At 66.6% G+C, this 15,260-nt stretch carries 12 protein-coding genes; all 12 read left to right on the plus strand.

Features of this window, described 5'->3' with window-relative positions:
• Window positions 1–94 precede the first annotated feature (94 nt).
• The 12 genes from ACOI2T_RS12210 to ACOI2T_RS12265 all read left to right on the plus strand — a co-directional run bounded on the left by ACOI2T_RS12210 (window position 95) and on the right by ACOI2T_RS12265 (window position 15,227).
• Window positions 95–2,035, plus strand: a complete 1,941-nt coding sequence (locus ACOI2T_RS12210) for a 2-oxoacid:acceptor oxidoreductase subunit alpha (protein ID WP_409501408.1) — start codon at window positions 95–97, stop codon at window positions 2,033–2,035.
• Entirely contained in the window at window positions 2,032–3,114 is a 1,083-nt protein-coding gene (locus ACOI2T_RS12215; RefSeq protein WP_067847224.1) for a 2-oxoacid:ferredoxin oxidoreductase subunit beta, read from the plus strand. The genes ACOI2T_RS12210 and ACOI2T_RS12215 overlap by 4 nt, the downstream gene beginning before the upstream one ends.
• 64 nt (window positions 3,115–3,178) lie before the next feature.
• On the plus strand, window positions 3,179–3,688 hold the full coding sequence (mobA, locus tag ACOI2T_RS12220; RefSeq protein ID WP_421877273.1) for a molybdenum cofactor guanylyltransferase: 510 nt from the start codon (window positions 3,179–3,181) through the stop codon (window positions 3,686–3,688).
• A 1,040-nt stretch (window positions 3,689–4,728) separates the two neighbouring features.
• On the plus strand, window positions 4,729–5,052 hold the full coding sequence (locus ACOI2T_RS12225; protein WP_067847219.1) for a transglycosylase family protein: 324 nt from the start codon (window positions 4,729–4,731) through the stop codon (window positions 5,050–5,052).
• Window positions 5,053–5,294: 242 nt separating this feature from the next.
• Complete coding sequence (locus ACOI2T_RS12230; protein ID WP_409501410.1) at window positions 5,295–5,744, plus strand: transglycosylase family protein; 450 nt, start codon at window positions 5,295–5,297, stop codon at window positions 5,742–5,744.
• 278 nt (window positions 5,745–6,022) lie between these two features.
• Window positions 6,023–6,634: a hypothetical protein gene (locus tag ACOI2T_RS12235; RefSeq protein ID WP_409501411.1), complete on the plus strand. Its 612-nt coding sequence runs from the start codon at window positions 6,023–6,025 to the stop codon at window positions 6,632–6,634.
• 62 nt (window positions 6,635–6,696) lie between these two features.
• Window positions 6,697–8,670: a S9 family peptidase gene (locus ACOI2T_RS12240; RefSeq protein WP_409501412.1), complete on the plus strand. Its 1,974-nt coding sequence runs from the start codon at window positions 6,697–6,699 to the stop codon at window positions 8,668–8,670.
• Window positions 8,671–8,680: 10 nt separating this feature from the next.
• Complete coding sequence (locus tag ACOI2T_RS12245; RefSeq protein ID WP_409501413.1) at window positions 8,681–9,931, plus strand: saccharopine dehydrogenase family protein; 1,251 nt, start codon at window positions 8,681–8,683, stop codon at window positions 9,929–9,931.
• Between the two features lie 105 nt (window positions 9,932–10,036).
• Window positions 10,037–10,654, plus strand: a complete 618-nt coding sequence (locus tag ACOI2T_RS12250) for a DUF937 domain-containing protein (protein WP_067847198.1) — start codon at window positions 10,037–10,039, stop codon at window positions 10,652–10,654.
• 98 nt (window positions 10,655–10,752) lie between these two features.
• A complete protein-coding gene (locus tag ACOI2T_RS12255; protein WP_409501414.1) occupies window positions 10,753–13,404 on the plus strand; it encodes a valine--tRNA ligase in 2,652 nt (883 codons plus the stop codon).
• A gap of 27 nt (window positions 13,405–13,431) precedes the next feature.
• Window positions 13,432–14,841, plus strand: a complete 1,410-nt coding sequence (folC, locus tag ACOI2T_RS12260) for a bifunctional tetrahydrofolate synthase/dihydrofolate synthase (RefSeq protein ID WP_409501415.1) — start codon at window positions 13,432–13,434, stop codon at window positions 14,839–14,841.
• On the plus strand, window positions 14,838–15,227 hold the full coding sequence (locus tag ACOI2T_RS12265; RefSeq protein ID WP_067847185.1) for a DUF4233 domain-containing protein: 390 nt from the start codon (window positions 14,838–14,840) through the stop codon (window positions 15,225–15,227). Before folC ends, ACOI2T_RS12265 begins: the two co-directional genes overlap by 4 nt.
• Window positions 15,228–15,260: the final 33 nt, after the last annotated feature.

A 15,260-nucleotide genomic window follows, 5' to 3' on the forward strand; every position in this document is an offset into this window, starting at 1 on the left:
ATTTGGTGGACGTTGAGCCGGCGGCGCATCGTATGGAAGCGCCGTTGTACAGAGCGGTGAAACGTGGCCGAAGAACGCGTGAAAGGCGGGAGCCGTGGGTGAGAACGGCAACGGCACTGGCGCCGCGCCGCGGCAGAAACTTGAAAAGGTTGTCATCCGCTTCGCCGGCGACTCCGGCGACGGTATGCAGCTGACCGGCGACCGGTTCACGTCAGAGGCCGCGCTGTTCGGCAATGACCTTGCCACGCAACCGAACTACCCGGCCGAGATCCGCGCCCCACAGGGCACGCTCCCGGGCGTCTCGTCGTTCCAGATCCAGATCGCCGACTACGACATCCTGACCGCGGGCGACCGGCCCGACGTCCTGGTCGCGATGAACCCGGCCGCGCTGAAAGCCAACGTGTCGGACCTGCCGCGTGGCGGGCTGATCATCGCCAACTCCGACGAGTTCACCAAGCGCAACCTCGCCAAGGTCGGCTACGACGCCAACCCGCTGGAGACCGACGAGTTGTCCGACTATGTAGTGCAGTCGGTCGCGATGACCACGCTGACTCTCGGCGCGGTCGAGGCGATCGGCGCCACCAAGAAGGACGGCCAGCGCGCCAAGAACATGTTCGCGCTCGGCCTGCTGTCCTGGATGTACGGACGCGAGCTCGAGCACAGCGAGACCTTCATCCGCGAGAAGTTCTCCCGCAAGCCCGATGTCGCCGAGGCCAACGTGCTGGCATTGCGCGCGGGATGGAACTACGGCGAGACCACCGAGGCGTTCGCGACCACCTACGAGGTGTCGCCGGCCAAGCTGAAGTCGGGCGAGTACCGGCAGATCTCCGGCAACACGGCGCTCGCCTACGGCATCGTGACCGCCGGCCATCTCGCGAATATCCAGGTGGTGCTGGGCACTTACCCGATCACGCCGGCCAGCGACATCCTGCACGAGCTGTCCAAGCACAAGAACTTCAACGTCCTCACGTTCCAGGCCGAGGACGAGATCGCCGGAATCGGCGCCGCCATCGGCGCGTCGTACGGCGGTGCGCTGGGTGTCACGAGCACCTCGGGCCCCGGTGTCTCGCTCAAGTCGGAGGCCATCGGTCTCGCCGTGATGACCGAGCTTCCGCTGATCGTCATCGACGTGCAGCGCGGTGGCCCGTCCACGGGCCTGCCCACGAAGACCGAGCAGGCCGACCTGCTGCAGGCGCTGTTCGGGCGCAACGGCGAGTCGCCCGTCGCGGTGCTCGCGCCGCGGTCCCCGTCGGATTGCTTCGACATCGCCGTGGAGGCCTCGCGTATCGCGGTGAACTACCACACCCCGGTCATCATCTTGTCCGACGGTGCGGTCGCCAACGGCTCGGAGCCGTGGCGCATCCCCGACGTGAGCAGCTATCCGCCTATCGAGCACACGTTCGCCAAGGAAGGCGAGCCGTTCCAGCCGTATGCGCGTGACCCCGAGACGCTGGCGCGGCAGTTCGCCGTCCCGGGGACGCCCGGCCTCGAACACCGCATCGGCGGTCTCGAGGCGGCCAACGGTTCGGGCAACATCTCCTACGAGCCAAAGAACCACGACCTGATGGTGCGGCTGCGCCAGGAGAAGGTCGCCGGAATCTCCGTGCCCGATCTCGAGGTCGACGATCCGAGCGGCGACGCCGAATTGCTCATGCTCGGCTGGGGCAGTAGTTACGGCCCGATCGGTGAGGCCTGCCGGCGCGCCCGGCGCAAGGGCATCAAGGTGGCACAAGCTCACCTGCGGTACCTGAACCCGTTCCCGGCCAACCTGGATGAGGTTCTGCGTCGCTACCCGAACGTCGTGGTGCCGGAGATGAACTTGGGACAACTCGCGCTGCTGTTGCGCGGCAAGTACCTGGTCGACGTCCAGTCAGTGACCAAGGTCGAGGGCATGGCCTTCCTGGCCGACGAGGTCGAGGGCATCATCGATGCCGCGATCGATGGGACGCTGGCCGAGAAGGAAAGCGACAAGGCGAAGTTCGCGCGGTTGGCCGCCGCCACCATCGAGACCGAGACTGTGGGAGCGAACGCATGACTGACCTTATTGGGGCGGACCTGGGACTCACGGAGTCGGGCCTGAACAAGACCAGCCTGGTGCCCAAGACCGACCAGCCGCAGAAGGGCAAGGACTTCACCAGCGACCAGGAGGTCCGCTGGTGCCCCGGTTGCGGTGACTACGTCATCCTCAACACCATCCGCAACTTCCTGCCCGAGCTCGGGTTGCGGCGCGAGAACATCGCGTTCATCAGTGGCATCGGCTGCTCGAGCCGCTTCCCGTACTACCTGGAGACCTACGGTTTCCACTCGATCCACGGGCGTGCCCCGACGATCGCCACCGGCCTGGCGCTGGCCCGGCCGGACCTGTCGGTGTGGGTGGTGACCGGTGACGGTGACGCGTTGTCGATCGGTGGTAACCACTTGATCCACGCGCTCCGCCGCAACATCAACATCACGATCCTGCTGTTCAACAACCGGATCTACGGTTTGACCAAGGGCCAGTACTCGCCGACCTCGGAGGTCGGCAAGATCACGAAGTCCACGCCGATGGGCTCGCTGGACTACCCGTTCAACCCGGTGTCGTTGGCGCTGGGTGCCGAAGCCACCTTCGTCGGCCGGGCGCTGGATTCCGATCGCAAGGGCCTGTCCGAGGTGCTGCGCGGTGCCGCGGCCCATCGCGGCGCGGCGCTGGTCGAGATCATGCAGGACTGCCCGATCTTCAACGACGGATCCTTCGACGCCCTGCGTAAGGAAGGCGCCGAGGAGCGGCTGATCAACGTCACGCACGGGGAGCCGATCACCTTCGGTGCCGACGGCGAGTACTGCGTCGTCAAGTCCGGGTACGGCCTGGAGGTCGCCAAGACCGCTGACGTCGCGGCGAGCGAGATCGTCGTGCACAACGCCGAGGTCGACGATCCGGCGTACGCATTCGCGCTGTCGCGCCTGAGCGAGCAGAACCTCGACCACATGGTCATGGGCATCTTCCGCCAGGTGAATCGGCCGACGTACGACGATGCCGCGCGCGAGCAGGTCAACACGGCCATCGAATCGAAGCCCCATGACACCGCCGCTCTGCAATCCTTGCTGCGTGGCAAAGACACCTGGACTGTCGACTGATCGCGCTGACCTGACTTCCATCCCGCTTGCCGGCGTCGTGCTGGCGGGCGGGGCCTCGCGCCGGATGGGGCGCGACAAGGCGACATTGCCGTTCGACGGCTCGACGCTGGTCGAGCGCGTCGTCGCCGCGGTCAGCGTCCGATGTTCGCCGGTGTTCGTGATCGCCGCACCCGGCCAGCCGCTTCCACAACTGACCGCGCAGGTGTTGCGCGACGAGGTCCGTGGCGTCGGTCCGCTGGTGGCGACCGGCCGTGGCCTGCGCGCTGCCGCCGAGGCGGGGCGCGACATGGCTTTCGTGTGCGCGGTCGACATGCCGTTTCTATCCGCCGATCTGATCGACGAGCTTGTCGGGCCTGCGATGCGGCTGCCTGCCGATATCGTGCTGCCCTGGGACGGCCGCGACCACTATCTCGCGGGGATCTACCGCACGCGCCTGACCGACCGGATCTCGGCCCTCGTGGATGCTGGGCAGCGCAGCATGCGCGCGCTCGCCGAGTCCGTGGACACCCAGCGGATCGTCATGGCGCCACAGCGCGCGCTGACCAACGTCAATAGCGAAGCCGACCTTCCCTGAGTCACCGCAATTCGGTGCGAGTGACGCCAGCAAATTTCGAATTCGACCCCTGAATCTGCTGTATTTATCGTTTCGAGATTGTTTGTCCATTTTTTCGTCATCAATAGGTGAGCGGAGTTTGACCGGCCGTGCGTAATGGGCGGCGTCTCATGACGGCCCGAATTGGCGAGACCTGTTGAGTACGTTGAGGATTGGCGCGTGACAACGTTGGGCACAATGTCGAAACAGTTGGCGCGGTTGGCTGAAACACTTTTCGTTAGTTCGTCAAAACAGTTCTGACCTGTAGCTTTGGCTGTCGTGACGCCCTGCCGGAGGCCTTGGTGACCCGTCGGGGGCGGGTCTGGCCCTGATATGAGTGTGCTTAATGGCGCTGCAGTGCAGTGGATTTCGGTGCGTAGCGGGTGGTCGCGACGGAGGGGTCGCTCTCGCGGTGCCGGTTGGCATATTCCTGACGAAATTCGAAATGTTTTCTGCGGCAACGCCTTTGGTGGACCGACCGCTTGGTCGAGCTGAGTGGTCGCATAGCGAACGATTTCGGGGCATCGTGACACCCGCCGATGGCATCTACCTGCGTGTTTGGTCTATGCGGGCCGGTGATGGCCCATTGACTGGCCCAATTCAAGTAACCGGGGTCACAAAAATCGCGTGAGCTGCCTCACTTTTCGGCGCCGAGGGGTTTAAGGAGCGATCGGGCCGAATTCGCGAGTTGACCTGCATAAACGTTTCTCTCATCGTCTCGTTATCTGACCGTGACATTTCCGCGATCGCTTCTACATCGATATGACTTCTGTTCGAGACCTTTGTACGGTCCCTAACGACTCCGAACGGAGCAAAACAATTTCAAACCCAAGAACCTGCGTGTGAGTGGGCCGCGGCGGCGAATGCGCTGCGCGGCGCCGGGATCGACACCCGGCTGGGCGTTTCTTGCTCCCCCTTCCGTGCCTGACCGAGACGGCACGGACCAACCCCTCCTGCCTGCTTCAGGTAGCCACGCCCGCGTGAGCGGGTGTCGATGGCGCGCGCTTGGCGAAAGGAACGAAGTGAAGAACATCCGCAAGACGTTTGGGCTTGGCATCATCGCCGGGGCGCTCGCTGTGGCTCCGGTGGCGCTGGGTGCCGGCACCGCCAATGCGGACAGCGTTAACTGGGATGCGGTCGCGGCGTGCGAGTCGGGCGGCAACTGGTCCATCAATACTGGTAACGGCTATTACGGCGGCCTGCAGTTCAATCTCGGCACCTGGCGTTCGCACGGTGGCTCGGGCATGCCGCATCAGGCTTCGCGTGCCGAGCAGATCCGCGTGGCCGAGAAGGTGCTGAACACCCAGGGCATCGGCGCTTGGCCGGTGTGCGGGCAGCGCGGCTAGAGCACCACAACAGCACTGTTCAGAAGCGGTGCCGGGCATTGCCCGGCACCGCTTCTGTTTCCTCATGAAACTCTCGGGTTACTCCAGTCTCCGGAAGAACTTCAGCCTCCTGTGTAACGCGTGAGGTTGGTCACACGAACTCATTAGTGACCGCACGGTTGCAGGTTTGTGACCGACGTTTGTTCCGCGGTCCTGGTGTCGAAGGTCGGGGAAGGGCCGCGATGAAGAACATCCGTAGAGCGATGACGAGGAGTGTGTGGATCACAGCGCTGTCGGGGGCGCTCGCGATGGGGCCGATGGCCCTGTCGACGGCGACCGCAGGCGCCGACTCCGTGAACTGGGACGCGATCGCCGCGTGTGAGTCCGGCGGCAACTGGTCCACGAACACGGGTAACGGCCACTACGGCGGGCTCCAGTTCAAACAATCCACCTGGGCCGCGCACGGCGGCATCGGTTCACCTTCGACCGCGCCGCGCGAAGAGCAGATCCGGGTGGCCGAGAACGTTCTGCGCACGCAAGGGCTCGGCGCCTGGCCGAGGTGCGGTGCGGCGGGCGGCGCACCGGCGGTGTGGGGCGCACCGGCCGCCGGTTCCGGGTGCCAGGCCGTCCGGCCGGGTGCGGTTCTCGGCATCCTCGACCTGCGCCGGCTCTGCGCGACGCTGCTCAATCCTCTCGGGGCGTTCGGCCGCTGAGTCTCACCGCGCCGGCTTGAAGGCCGCGCGCGCTGCGATCGAGGCGAGGTGTCGGGTCAGGGCGTTCCCGCGAACCAGCGCAGCGCACCCGCGGTGACCCGTTCCCTGCGCATGCATTCGCTGCGAACTCGCTGTGCTACCAATATGTGCCCCGAGTGAGCGCGCGCGCCCGCCGACGAAGTTCGCTGCTGAAGTTGTGATCGGTAGCGGGCCCGCAGCGGCACGCTCGGCTTGCGTCCACACCGGACCCGGTCGGGACGAAACCCAGAGAGGATCAGATGAACCCCACCCGTTTCGGCGTCGTCATCGCCGCTGCAGTCATCACGGCGGCGACCCTGAGCGGCTGCTCGAAGGTCACCGAGATCAGGGATGCCGCCTCCAACGCGGCCGAACAAGTTGTCGCGTCGGGTACCGAGAAGATCACCGAGGCCGTCTCGGGCAACTTGTTCACGGCCGAAGGCATCGACGCGGCCTACGCCGCGATCTCGGAGAAGGTGGGCGCCAATCCCATGCAGGTGGTCGAGATCAACATCGCGCCCGGTGTGTTGACGGTCGAGGCCATCGACCCGAACGCGCCGACCGAGCTCAATCAGTGGAGCTACACCTCCGGTGCGGTCGGCCCGTCACGTCCCATCGACTACGACGACGACACCGAAGCGTTGCAGCAGAACCTGTTCGCCATCACCGACGTGCCGACCACGGCGATCGCCAATGCGATCAACGGGGCAGTGGCGGCGAGCCAGATCGCGGACGGCAAGGTGCAGACCCTGAGCATCAAACGCAACATTCCCTTCGACGCGAACGTGCTCATGTTCATCAACGTCGAGGGCGAGCGCAGCAGCAAGCAGGTCCGGGCGGACAGCGCCGGACAGATCACCGACGTGGTCTGAACCGTCGACATCAGCGGCCCGCACCGGATCCGGTGCGGGCCGCGCCACTACGGTGGGACGACATGACCCCGTTTCACGATCTCGACGAGTACCTCGCGCTGCCACGGGTATCCGGCCTGGCGGTATCGCCCGACGGCTCGCGGGTGGTCACGACGGTCAGCACACTGAACGACAAGCGAACCGAATTCGTCACCGCGATATGGGAGTTGGACCCGGCCGGTCAGCAGCCGGCTCGACGGTTGACCCGTGGCGTCAAGGGCGAATCGTCGCCGGTGTTCGCTGCGGACGGTGACCTGCTGTTCCTCGCGGTGCGTCCGACACCGGACTCCAAGCGAGCCGCCAACAGGCCGCCCGCCGCCCTGTGGCGACTGCCCGCGGCCGGTGGCGAGGCATACGAAATGCTCGCGCTGCCCGGCGGTGTCGCCGGAGCCGTCAGCGCTCGCGCGGCCGACGTGACCGTCGTCAGTGCACCGCTGTTGGCCGACACCGTCGACGACGACAAGAACCTGCGCGAACAGCGCAGGGACAACAAGGTGTCGGCGATCCTGCACACCGGCTACCCGGTCCGGCATTGGGACCATGATCTCGGCCCCGAGCAGCCGCACCTTCTCGATGCCGACGGGCGGCGCAATCTGACTCCCGGACCGCGTGCGGCCCTGCAGGAGACGACATTCGACGTCAGCGCCGACGGCTCGTTCGTGGTGAGTTCGTGGCACGAACCCGCGCCGGGCGCGGCGATCCGCTCGACCCTCGTTCGCATCGACCGTGCCACCGGGGCCCGGACCACGATCGCCGACGAGCCCGGTGCCGACCTGGACCATCCGGTGCTCGCGCCGGACGGTAGCGCTGTCGCGTTCACCAGGGAGACGCATTCCACCCCGACGACTCCGCCGCGAATCACGTTGTGCTGCCTGCGCTTCGGTGCCGAGCCGGTGGAACTGACCGCCGATTGGGACCGGTGGCCCAGCTCGGTTACGTGGTCGGCGGACTCGTCGACGCTCATCGTGACCGCCGACGACGGTGGCCGCGGACCCGTCTTCGCGGTCGATCCGGTCACCGGTGCCGTGAGTCGGCGCACCGACGACGACTACACCTACACCGACGTGCGCAGCGCGCCTGGCGGCGTGATCTACGCGTTGCGCAGTTCGTATGCCGCGCCGCCACACCCGGTGCGAATCGACCCCGACGGCACCGTGACCGAGCTGCCGTGCGTCGACGCCCCGCAGTTGCCCGGCACGCTGACCGAGGTGACGGCGACAGCGGCCGACGGCGCACAGGTCCGGTCCTGGCTGACGCTGCCGACCGGGGAAGAGAATGTGCCACTGGTGCTCTGGGTGCACGGCGGCCCGTTGGGCAGCTGGAACAGCTGGCACTGGCGGTGGAATCCGTGGTTGCTCACCGCACAGGGCTACGGCGTGCTCATGCCCGATCCCGGGTTGTCCACCGGCTACGGGCAGGATTTCATCGCCCGCGGGTGGGGCGCATGGGGTGCCGAACCGTACACCGATCTCATGGCGGCGACGGATGCGGCCTGCGCACACCCGCGGATCGACGCTTCGCGGACGGCGGCGATGGGCGGCTCATTCGGCGGCTACATGGCCAACTGGATCGCCGGTCACACCGACCGGTTCGACGCGATCGTCACGCACGCCAGCCTGTGGGCGCTCGATCAGTTCGGCCCGACCACCGACGGCGCCTACTGGTGGGCCCGCGAGATGACGGCCGAGATGGCGCAGCGCAATTCACCCCATCTGTCGGTCGGCCAGATCCGGACCCCGATGCTCGTGATCCATGGCGACAAGGATTATCGGGTGCCGATCGGCGAGGCGTTGCGGCTCTGGTACGAGCTGCTGACGGATTCTGCGTTGCCCGCCGACCAGAACGGTGAGAGCCCGCACCGTTTCCTCTATTACCCGACCGAGAACCATTGGGTGCTGGCTCCGCAGCACGCCAAGATCTGGTACCAGGTGGTGCTCGCGTTCCTCGGCGAGCATCTGCGCGGCGAACCGGTTCAGCTACCCGAACTGCTCGGGTAGCGTCGGGAATGTGACGCAGCGTGAGTTCGACCTGGTTCTGTACGGGGCGACGGGTTTCGCCGGCAAGCTGACGGCCGAGTATCTGGCCAGAGCGGGCGGTGCCGCACGGATCGCGCTGGCCGGACGCTCGGAGCGCAAGCTCGAGGCGGTGCGCGCGACCCTCGGCGACGCCGCGCAGTCCTGGCCGTTGGTGATCGCCGACGCCAACGATCCCGCGACGCTGGACGCCATGGCCGCGCGCACGCAGGTCGTGGTCACGACCGTCGGGCCCTACACCCGTTACGGGATGCCGCTCGTCGCGGCGTGCGCGGCGGCCGGTACGGACTATGCCGATCTCACCGGCGAGACGATGTTCATCCGCAACAGCATCGATCTGCACCACAAGCAGGCCGTGGACACCGGCGCGCGGATCGTGCACTCGTGCGGATTCGATTCCGTCCCATCGGATTTGACGGTGTATGCGCTGTACCGCCGCGCCGCTGCCGACAAGGCCGGGCAACTATGCGACACCAACCTGGTGGTGCGGTCGTTCGCCGGCGGGGTCTCGGGTGGCACGGCCGCCTCGATGCTTGAGGTGCTGCGCACCGCGTCGAGCGATCCCGAGGCCCGCGAGCTGATGAACGATCCCTACACTTTGAGCCCCGATCGCGGCGCCGAGCCGCAGCTCGGCGCGCAGCCCGACGTGCGGTGGCGCCGCGGCGCCGAGATCGCACCTGAGCTGGCCGGCTACTGGACGGGGGCGTTCGCGATGGCCGCGCCGAACACCCGAATTGTTCGGCGCAGCAACGCTTTACTGGACTATGCATACGGGCGGAAGTTCGAGTACGGCGAGCAGATGAGCGTTGGCCGGTCGGTCGTCGCGCCGATCGCCGCGGCAGTGGTGACCGGTTCCAACGCCGCCACCCTGGGCTTGGGTGGCCGGTATTTCAACCGATTGCCCGCCGGCCTCATCGAACGCGTGCTGCCCAAGCCGGGAACCGGACCAAGCGAGAAGACCCGCGAGAACGGCCACTATCGGGTCGAGACGTACACGACGACCACGTCGGGTGCGCGTTATGTCGCGACGATGGCCCAGCGTGGCGACCCCGGTTACAAGGCCACGGCGGTGTTGCTGGGGGAGTGCGGCCTGGCGCTGGCGCTCGACCGCGACAAACTCTCGGATCTGCGTGGCGTGCTGACGCCGGCCGCTGCGATGGGTGACGCACTGCTGACGCGGCTTCCGGCAGCGGACGTGACGCTGGAAACCACCGCGCTCGGCTGACGCGGTATCGATCTCGCCGCACAGAACACCTGAGGACAAGATCAGTTTGGACTAGGGTCGACGGCGAGGACTTCAAGTACGCCAGCAACGAAGGTGGGTTAAGAAATGGCCGGTCTCGACGAACTCTTCGCGCAGATCCCAGTGGCGGATATTGCCAACAAGCTCGGCGCAGATGAAGGCGAGGTGAACGCCGCGATCAAGACTCTGGTGCCCGCGTTGGTCGGCGGCGTGGCGGAGAACGTCAAGGCGGACAACATCGACTCAAGCGATCTCGAGTCGACCGTCACCGCAAAGGGCGCCAGCGGTCTGCTCGACGGCGGTGTGAGCGTCGACCAGGTCGACGCGAAAGAAGGCGATCAGATCGTCGCCAAGATCTTCGGCGGCAACGACAGCAACCAGGTCGCGTCGGCGTTGGCGGGGACGGGCGCGGGCGGCGGCGATCTCATCAAGAAGCTGCTGCCGATCCTGGCCCCGATCGTGCTCGCCTACATCGGCAAGCAGTTCTCACAGCAGAACGCACCCGCGCAGTCCGCGCCGCAGCCGCAGGCTTCCGGCGGCGGCCTCGGTGACATCCTCGGCAGCATCCTGGGTGGAGCCGCGGGTGGCTCGGGCGGCGGTAACAATCCGCTGGGCAGCATCCTCGGCAGCGTGCTCGGTGGTGGTGGCGGCCAGAACAACGCGATCGGCGAGATCCTCGGCGGCCTGCTGGGTGGCAAGAAGTAGCCAACCGCGCCACATCGCCAGAGCCCTCGACGCCCAGCGAACGCACCGGGCGTCGGGGGCTTTCGCTTATCCGGGGCCGGTCTTCTTAGAATGGCGCGGTGACTCCCAGTCCTGATAACCGCGCCGATGCCCTCCCCAAGTCCTGGGATCCGGGTTCGGTAGAGGCTGACCTGTATCAGGGCTGGGTGAACGCGGGTTACTTCACGGCCGACCCGACGAGCGACAAGCCTGCGTACTCCATTGTGCTGCCGCCGCCGAACGTCACCGGCAGCCTGCACATGGGCCACGCGCTCGACCACACGTTGATGGACGTGCTCACGCGGCGTAAGCGGATGCAGGGCTTCGAGGTGCTGTGGCTTCCCGGCATGGACCACGCCGGCATCGCGACCCAGACCGTCGTGGAAAAGCAGCTCGCAGTCGACGGCAAGACGAAGGAAGACTTCGGCCGCGAGCTGTTCATCGACAAGGTGTGGGACTGGAAGCGCGAGTCCGGTGGCACGATCGGTGGCCAGATGCGCCGCCTCGGCGACGGCGTCGACTGGAGCCGCGACCGCTTCACCATGGACGACGGTCTGTCCCGCGCGGTCCGCACGATCTTCAAGCGGCTGTTCGACGCAGGCCTGATCTACCAGGCCGAGCGGCTGGTCAACTGGTCGCCGGTGCTGGAGACGGCGATCAGCGACCTCGAGGTCAAGTACGAAGACGTCGAGGGCGAGCTGGTTTCGTTCCGGTACGGCTCGATGAACGACGACGAACCGCACATCATCGTCGCGACCACCCGCGTCGAGACGATGCTCGGCGACACCGCGATCGCGGTGCACCCCGACGACGAACGCTATCGCCACCTCGTCGGCAAGACGCTTCCCCATCCGTTCGTCGACCGCGAGATGATCGTCGTCGCCGACACGCACGTCGACCCCGAATTCGGTACCGGCGCAGTCAAAGTCACCCCGGCGCACGATCCGAACGACTTCGAGATCGGGCTGCGGCATCAACTCCCGATGCCCACCATCATGGATGCCAAGGGCCGGATCGCAGACACCGGAACGCAATTCGACGGGATGGACCGTTTCGAGGCGCGCGTCAAGGTGCGCGAGGCACTGGCCGAGCAGGGCCGCGTCGTCGCGGAGAAGCGCCCGTACCTGCACAGCGTGGGACATTCCGAGCGCAGCGGTGAACCCATCGAGCCGCGCCTGTCCCTGCAGTGGTGGGTCAAGGTCGAAGGGCTCGCCAAGGCGGCCGGTGACGCGGTGCGCAACGGCGACACGGTGATTCATCCGCCGAGCCTGGAGCCGCGGTGGTTCGCCTGGGTGGACAACATGCACGACTGGTGCATCTCACGCCAGCTGTGGTGGGGCCACCGGATCCCGATCTGGCACGGACCCAACGGCGAGACCGTGTGCGTTGGCCCGGACGAGACCCCGCCCGAGGGCTGGGAGCAGGACCCCGACGTCCTCGACACCTGGTTCTCGTCGGCGCTGTGGCCGTTCTCGACCATGGGCTGGCCGGACCACACCGCCGAACTGGCCAAGTTCTATCCGACGTCGGTGCTGGTGACGGGCTACGACATCCTGTTCTTCTGGGTCGCCCGGATGATGATGTTCGGCACCTTCGTCGGCGACGACCCGGCGATCACCCTCGAAGGCAAACGTGGCCCGCAGGTCCCGTTCGAGAATGTGTTCCTGCACGGCCTGATCCGCGACGAGTTCGGCCGCAAGATGAGCAAGTCCCGCGGCAACGGCATCGACCCACTGGACTGGGTCGACAAGTTCGGCGCCGACGCGTTGCGCTTCACCCTGGCTCGCGGCGCCAGCCCCGGCGGTGACCTGTCGATCGGCGAAGACCACGCCCGCGCGTCGCGCAACTTCGCCACCAAGCTGTTCAACGCGACCCGCTTCGCGCTCATGAACGGGGCCGCTCCCGCGCCGTTGCCTGCTGCGGCAGAGCTGACCGATGCCGACCGGTGGATCCTCGGCCGGTTGGAAGAGGTTCGCGCAGAAGCCGATTCGGCCTTCGACAGCTACGAGTTCAGCCGGGCCTGCGAGTCGCTCTACCACTTCGCGTGGGATGAGTTCTGTGACTGGTACGTGGAGCTGGCCAAGGTGCAGTTGAACGAGGGCGTCACGCACACGACCGCGGTGTTGGCCTTCGTCCTCGATGCGCTTCTCAAGCTGTTGCATCCGGTCATGCCGTTCGTCACCGAGACGTTGTGGAAGACGCTCACCGATGGCGAGTCGGTGGTGATCGCGCAGTGGCCCGAGCCCTCCGGGTTCGCCCTGGATTCGGTTGCGACACAACGCATCATCGACATGCAGAAACTGATCACCGAGGTGCGCCGCTTCCGCAGCGACCAGGGTCTGGCGGACCGGCAGAAGGTGCCGGCCCGGTTGTCCGACATCGCGGCCGCGGGCCTGCAGGCACAGCTTCCGGCGATCAGCTCGCTGGCCTGGCTCACCGAAGCAGGGGAGAGGTTCACCCCGTCGGCCGCGGTCGAGGTCCGGTTGTCGCAGGGCACCGTCGTCGTCGAGGTCGACACCTCGGGCACCGTCGACGTCGAGGCCGAGCGGCGCAGGCTGGAAAAGGACCTCGCCGCCGCGCAGAAGGAATTGGCAACCACGACAGCCAAACTCGGCAACGACGCATTCCTGGCGAAGGCACCCGTGGAGGTCGTCGACAAGATCCGGGGTCGCCAGCAATTGGCGAATGAAGAGGTCGAACGCATCACCGCACGCCTGGCCGGGTTGCGATGAGCGCCCGCGCGAGGGGCAGGGAATCCGGTGACTGACCCCGTTCCTTCGCCGGACGAAATCGCCGCGCTGCTGCAGGTCGAGCATCTGCTCGACCAGCGGTGGCCGGAGACCAAACTGGAGCCGAGCACCGCACGCATCGCGGCACTGCTCGAACTCCTCGGCTCACCGCAACGGGCTTATCCGTCGATCCACGTGGCGGGCACCAACGGCAAGACGTCCGTGTGCCGCATCATCGATGCGCTGCTGACCGCACTGCACCGGCGCACCGGGCGCACCACGAGCCCGCACCTGCAGTCAGCGGTCGAGCGCATATCGATTGACGGCAAACCGATCTCACCGGCTCAGTACGTGCAGACATACACCGAGATCGAGCCCTTCGTGCAGCTGCTCGACCAGCAGTCGGAGGCGGCGGGCGGACCGGCCATGAGCAAGTTCGAGGTGCTCACGGCCATGGCTTTCTCGGCATTCGCCGACGCGCCGATCGATGTCGCCGTGGTGGAGGTCGGCATGGGCGGGCGCTGGGACGCCACCAACGTCGTCAACGCACCGGTTGCGGTGATCACCCCGATCGGCATCGACCACACCGACTATCTGGGCGACACCATAGCCGCGATCGCGGGCGAGAAGGCCGGCATCATCACCCGCCAGGAAGAGGATTTGGTGCCGACCGACACTGTCGCGGTGATCGCCAAACAGGACCCCGAGGCCATGGAGGTGCTGCTCGCCGAGGCGGTCCGCGCCGACGCCGCGGTCGCCAGGGAGGATTCCGAATTCGCGGTTCTGGGACGCCAGGTGGCCATCGGCGGTCAGCTACTGGAACTGCAGGGCCTCGGCGGGGTGTACTCCGACATCTTCCTGCCACTACACGGTGAGCACCAGGCCCACAACGCCGTGGTGGCGCTGGCCGCGGTGGAGGCGTTCTTCGGAGCCGGCGCGGACCGGCAATTGGACGTCGAGGCGGTACGGGCCGGGTTCGCCGCGGTGCGCAGCCCCGGCCGGCTGGAGCGGATGCGCAGCGCACCAACGGTTTTCATCGACGCCGCACACAATCCGGCAGGCGCGGCGGCGTTGGCGCAGACGCTGCAGCAGGAGTTCGATTTCCGGCTTCTGGTCGGCGTCGTGTCGGTCATGGCCGACAAGGACGTCGACGGCATTCTGACTGCGCTGGAACCGGCATTCGACCAGATCGTGGTGACGCACAACGGGTCGCCGCGCGCTCTGGACGTCGAATCGCTGGCCCTGCGGGCAGAGGAACGATTCGGCCAGGACCGTGTGATCACCGCGGCGACCTTGCCCGATGCCATCGAAACGGCCACCGCCCTGGTCGAGGAGTCCGGTGCGGAGGGCGAGGGGTTCTCCGGGGCGGGCGTCGTGATCACCGGTTCGGTGGTGACCGCGGGCGCGGCCCGGACCCTGTTCGGACGGGATCCCGCATGAGCACATCTCCGACACCGCCGGATCCCTGGAAGAGCTTCCGCGGAGTGATGGCGGGGACGCTGATCCTGGAAGCCATCGTGGTGCTCCTGGCGCTACCGGTCGTCGCCGTCGGCGAGAGCGGTCTCACCTGGACCGCCGGCGGCTACCTCATCGGGTTGGCCGTCGTGCTGATCCTGATGTGCGGCGTGCAGGGCAGACCGTGGGCGATCTGGGCCAACCTCGGCATCCAGGTTGTCCTGATCGCCGGGGTGGTGATCCACGGTGCCATCGGCTTCATCGGAGTGGTGTTCGCCGTCGTCTGGCTATTGATCGTGTACCTGCGCGCAGAGGTCAAACGCAGACAGGAACGTGGTCTGCTGCCGGGCCAGCAACCACCTCCGGAATAGCGGGGGGACCTGCTGAGCGGCGCCGGCTACCGA

Origin of the sequence: Mycolicibacterium wolinskyi str. Jessa 2025 (genome assembly GCF_049241375.1) — a bacterium.
In the GTDB taxonomy this organism is placed as follows: domain Bacteria; phylum Actinomycetota; class Actinomycetes; order Mycobacteriales; family Mycobacteriaceae; genus Mycobacterium; species Mycobacterium wolinskyi.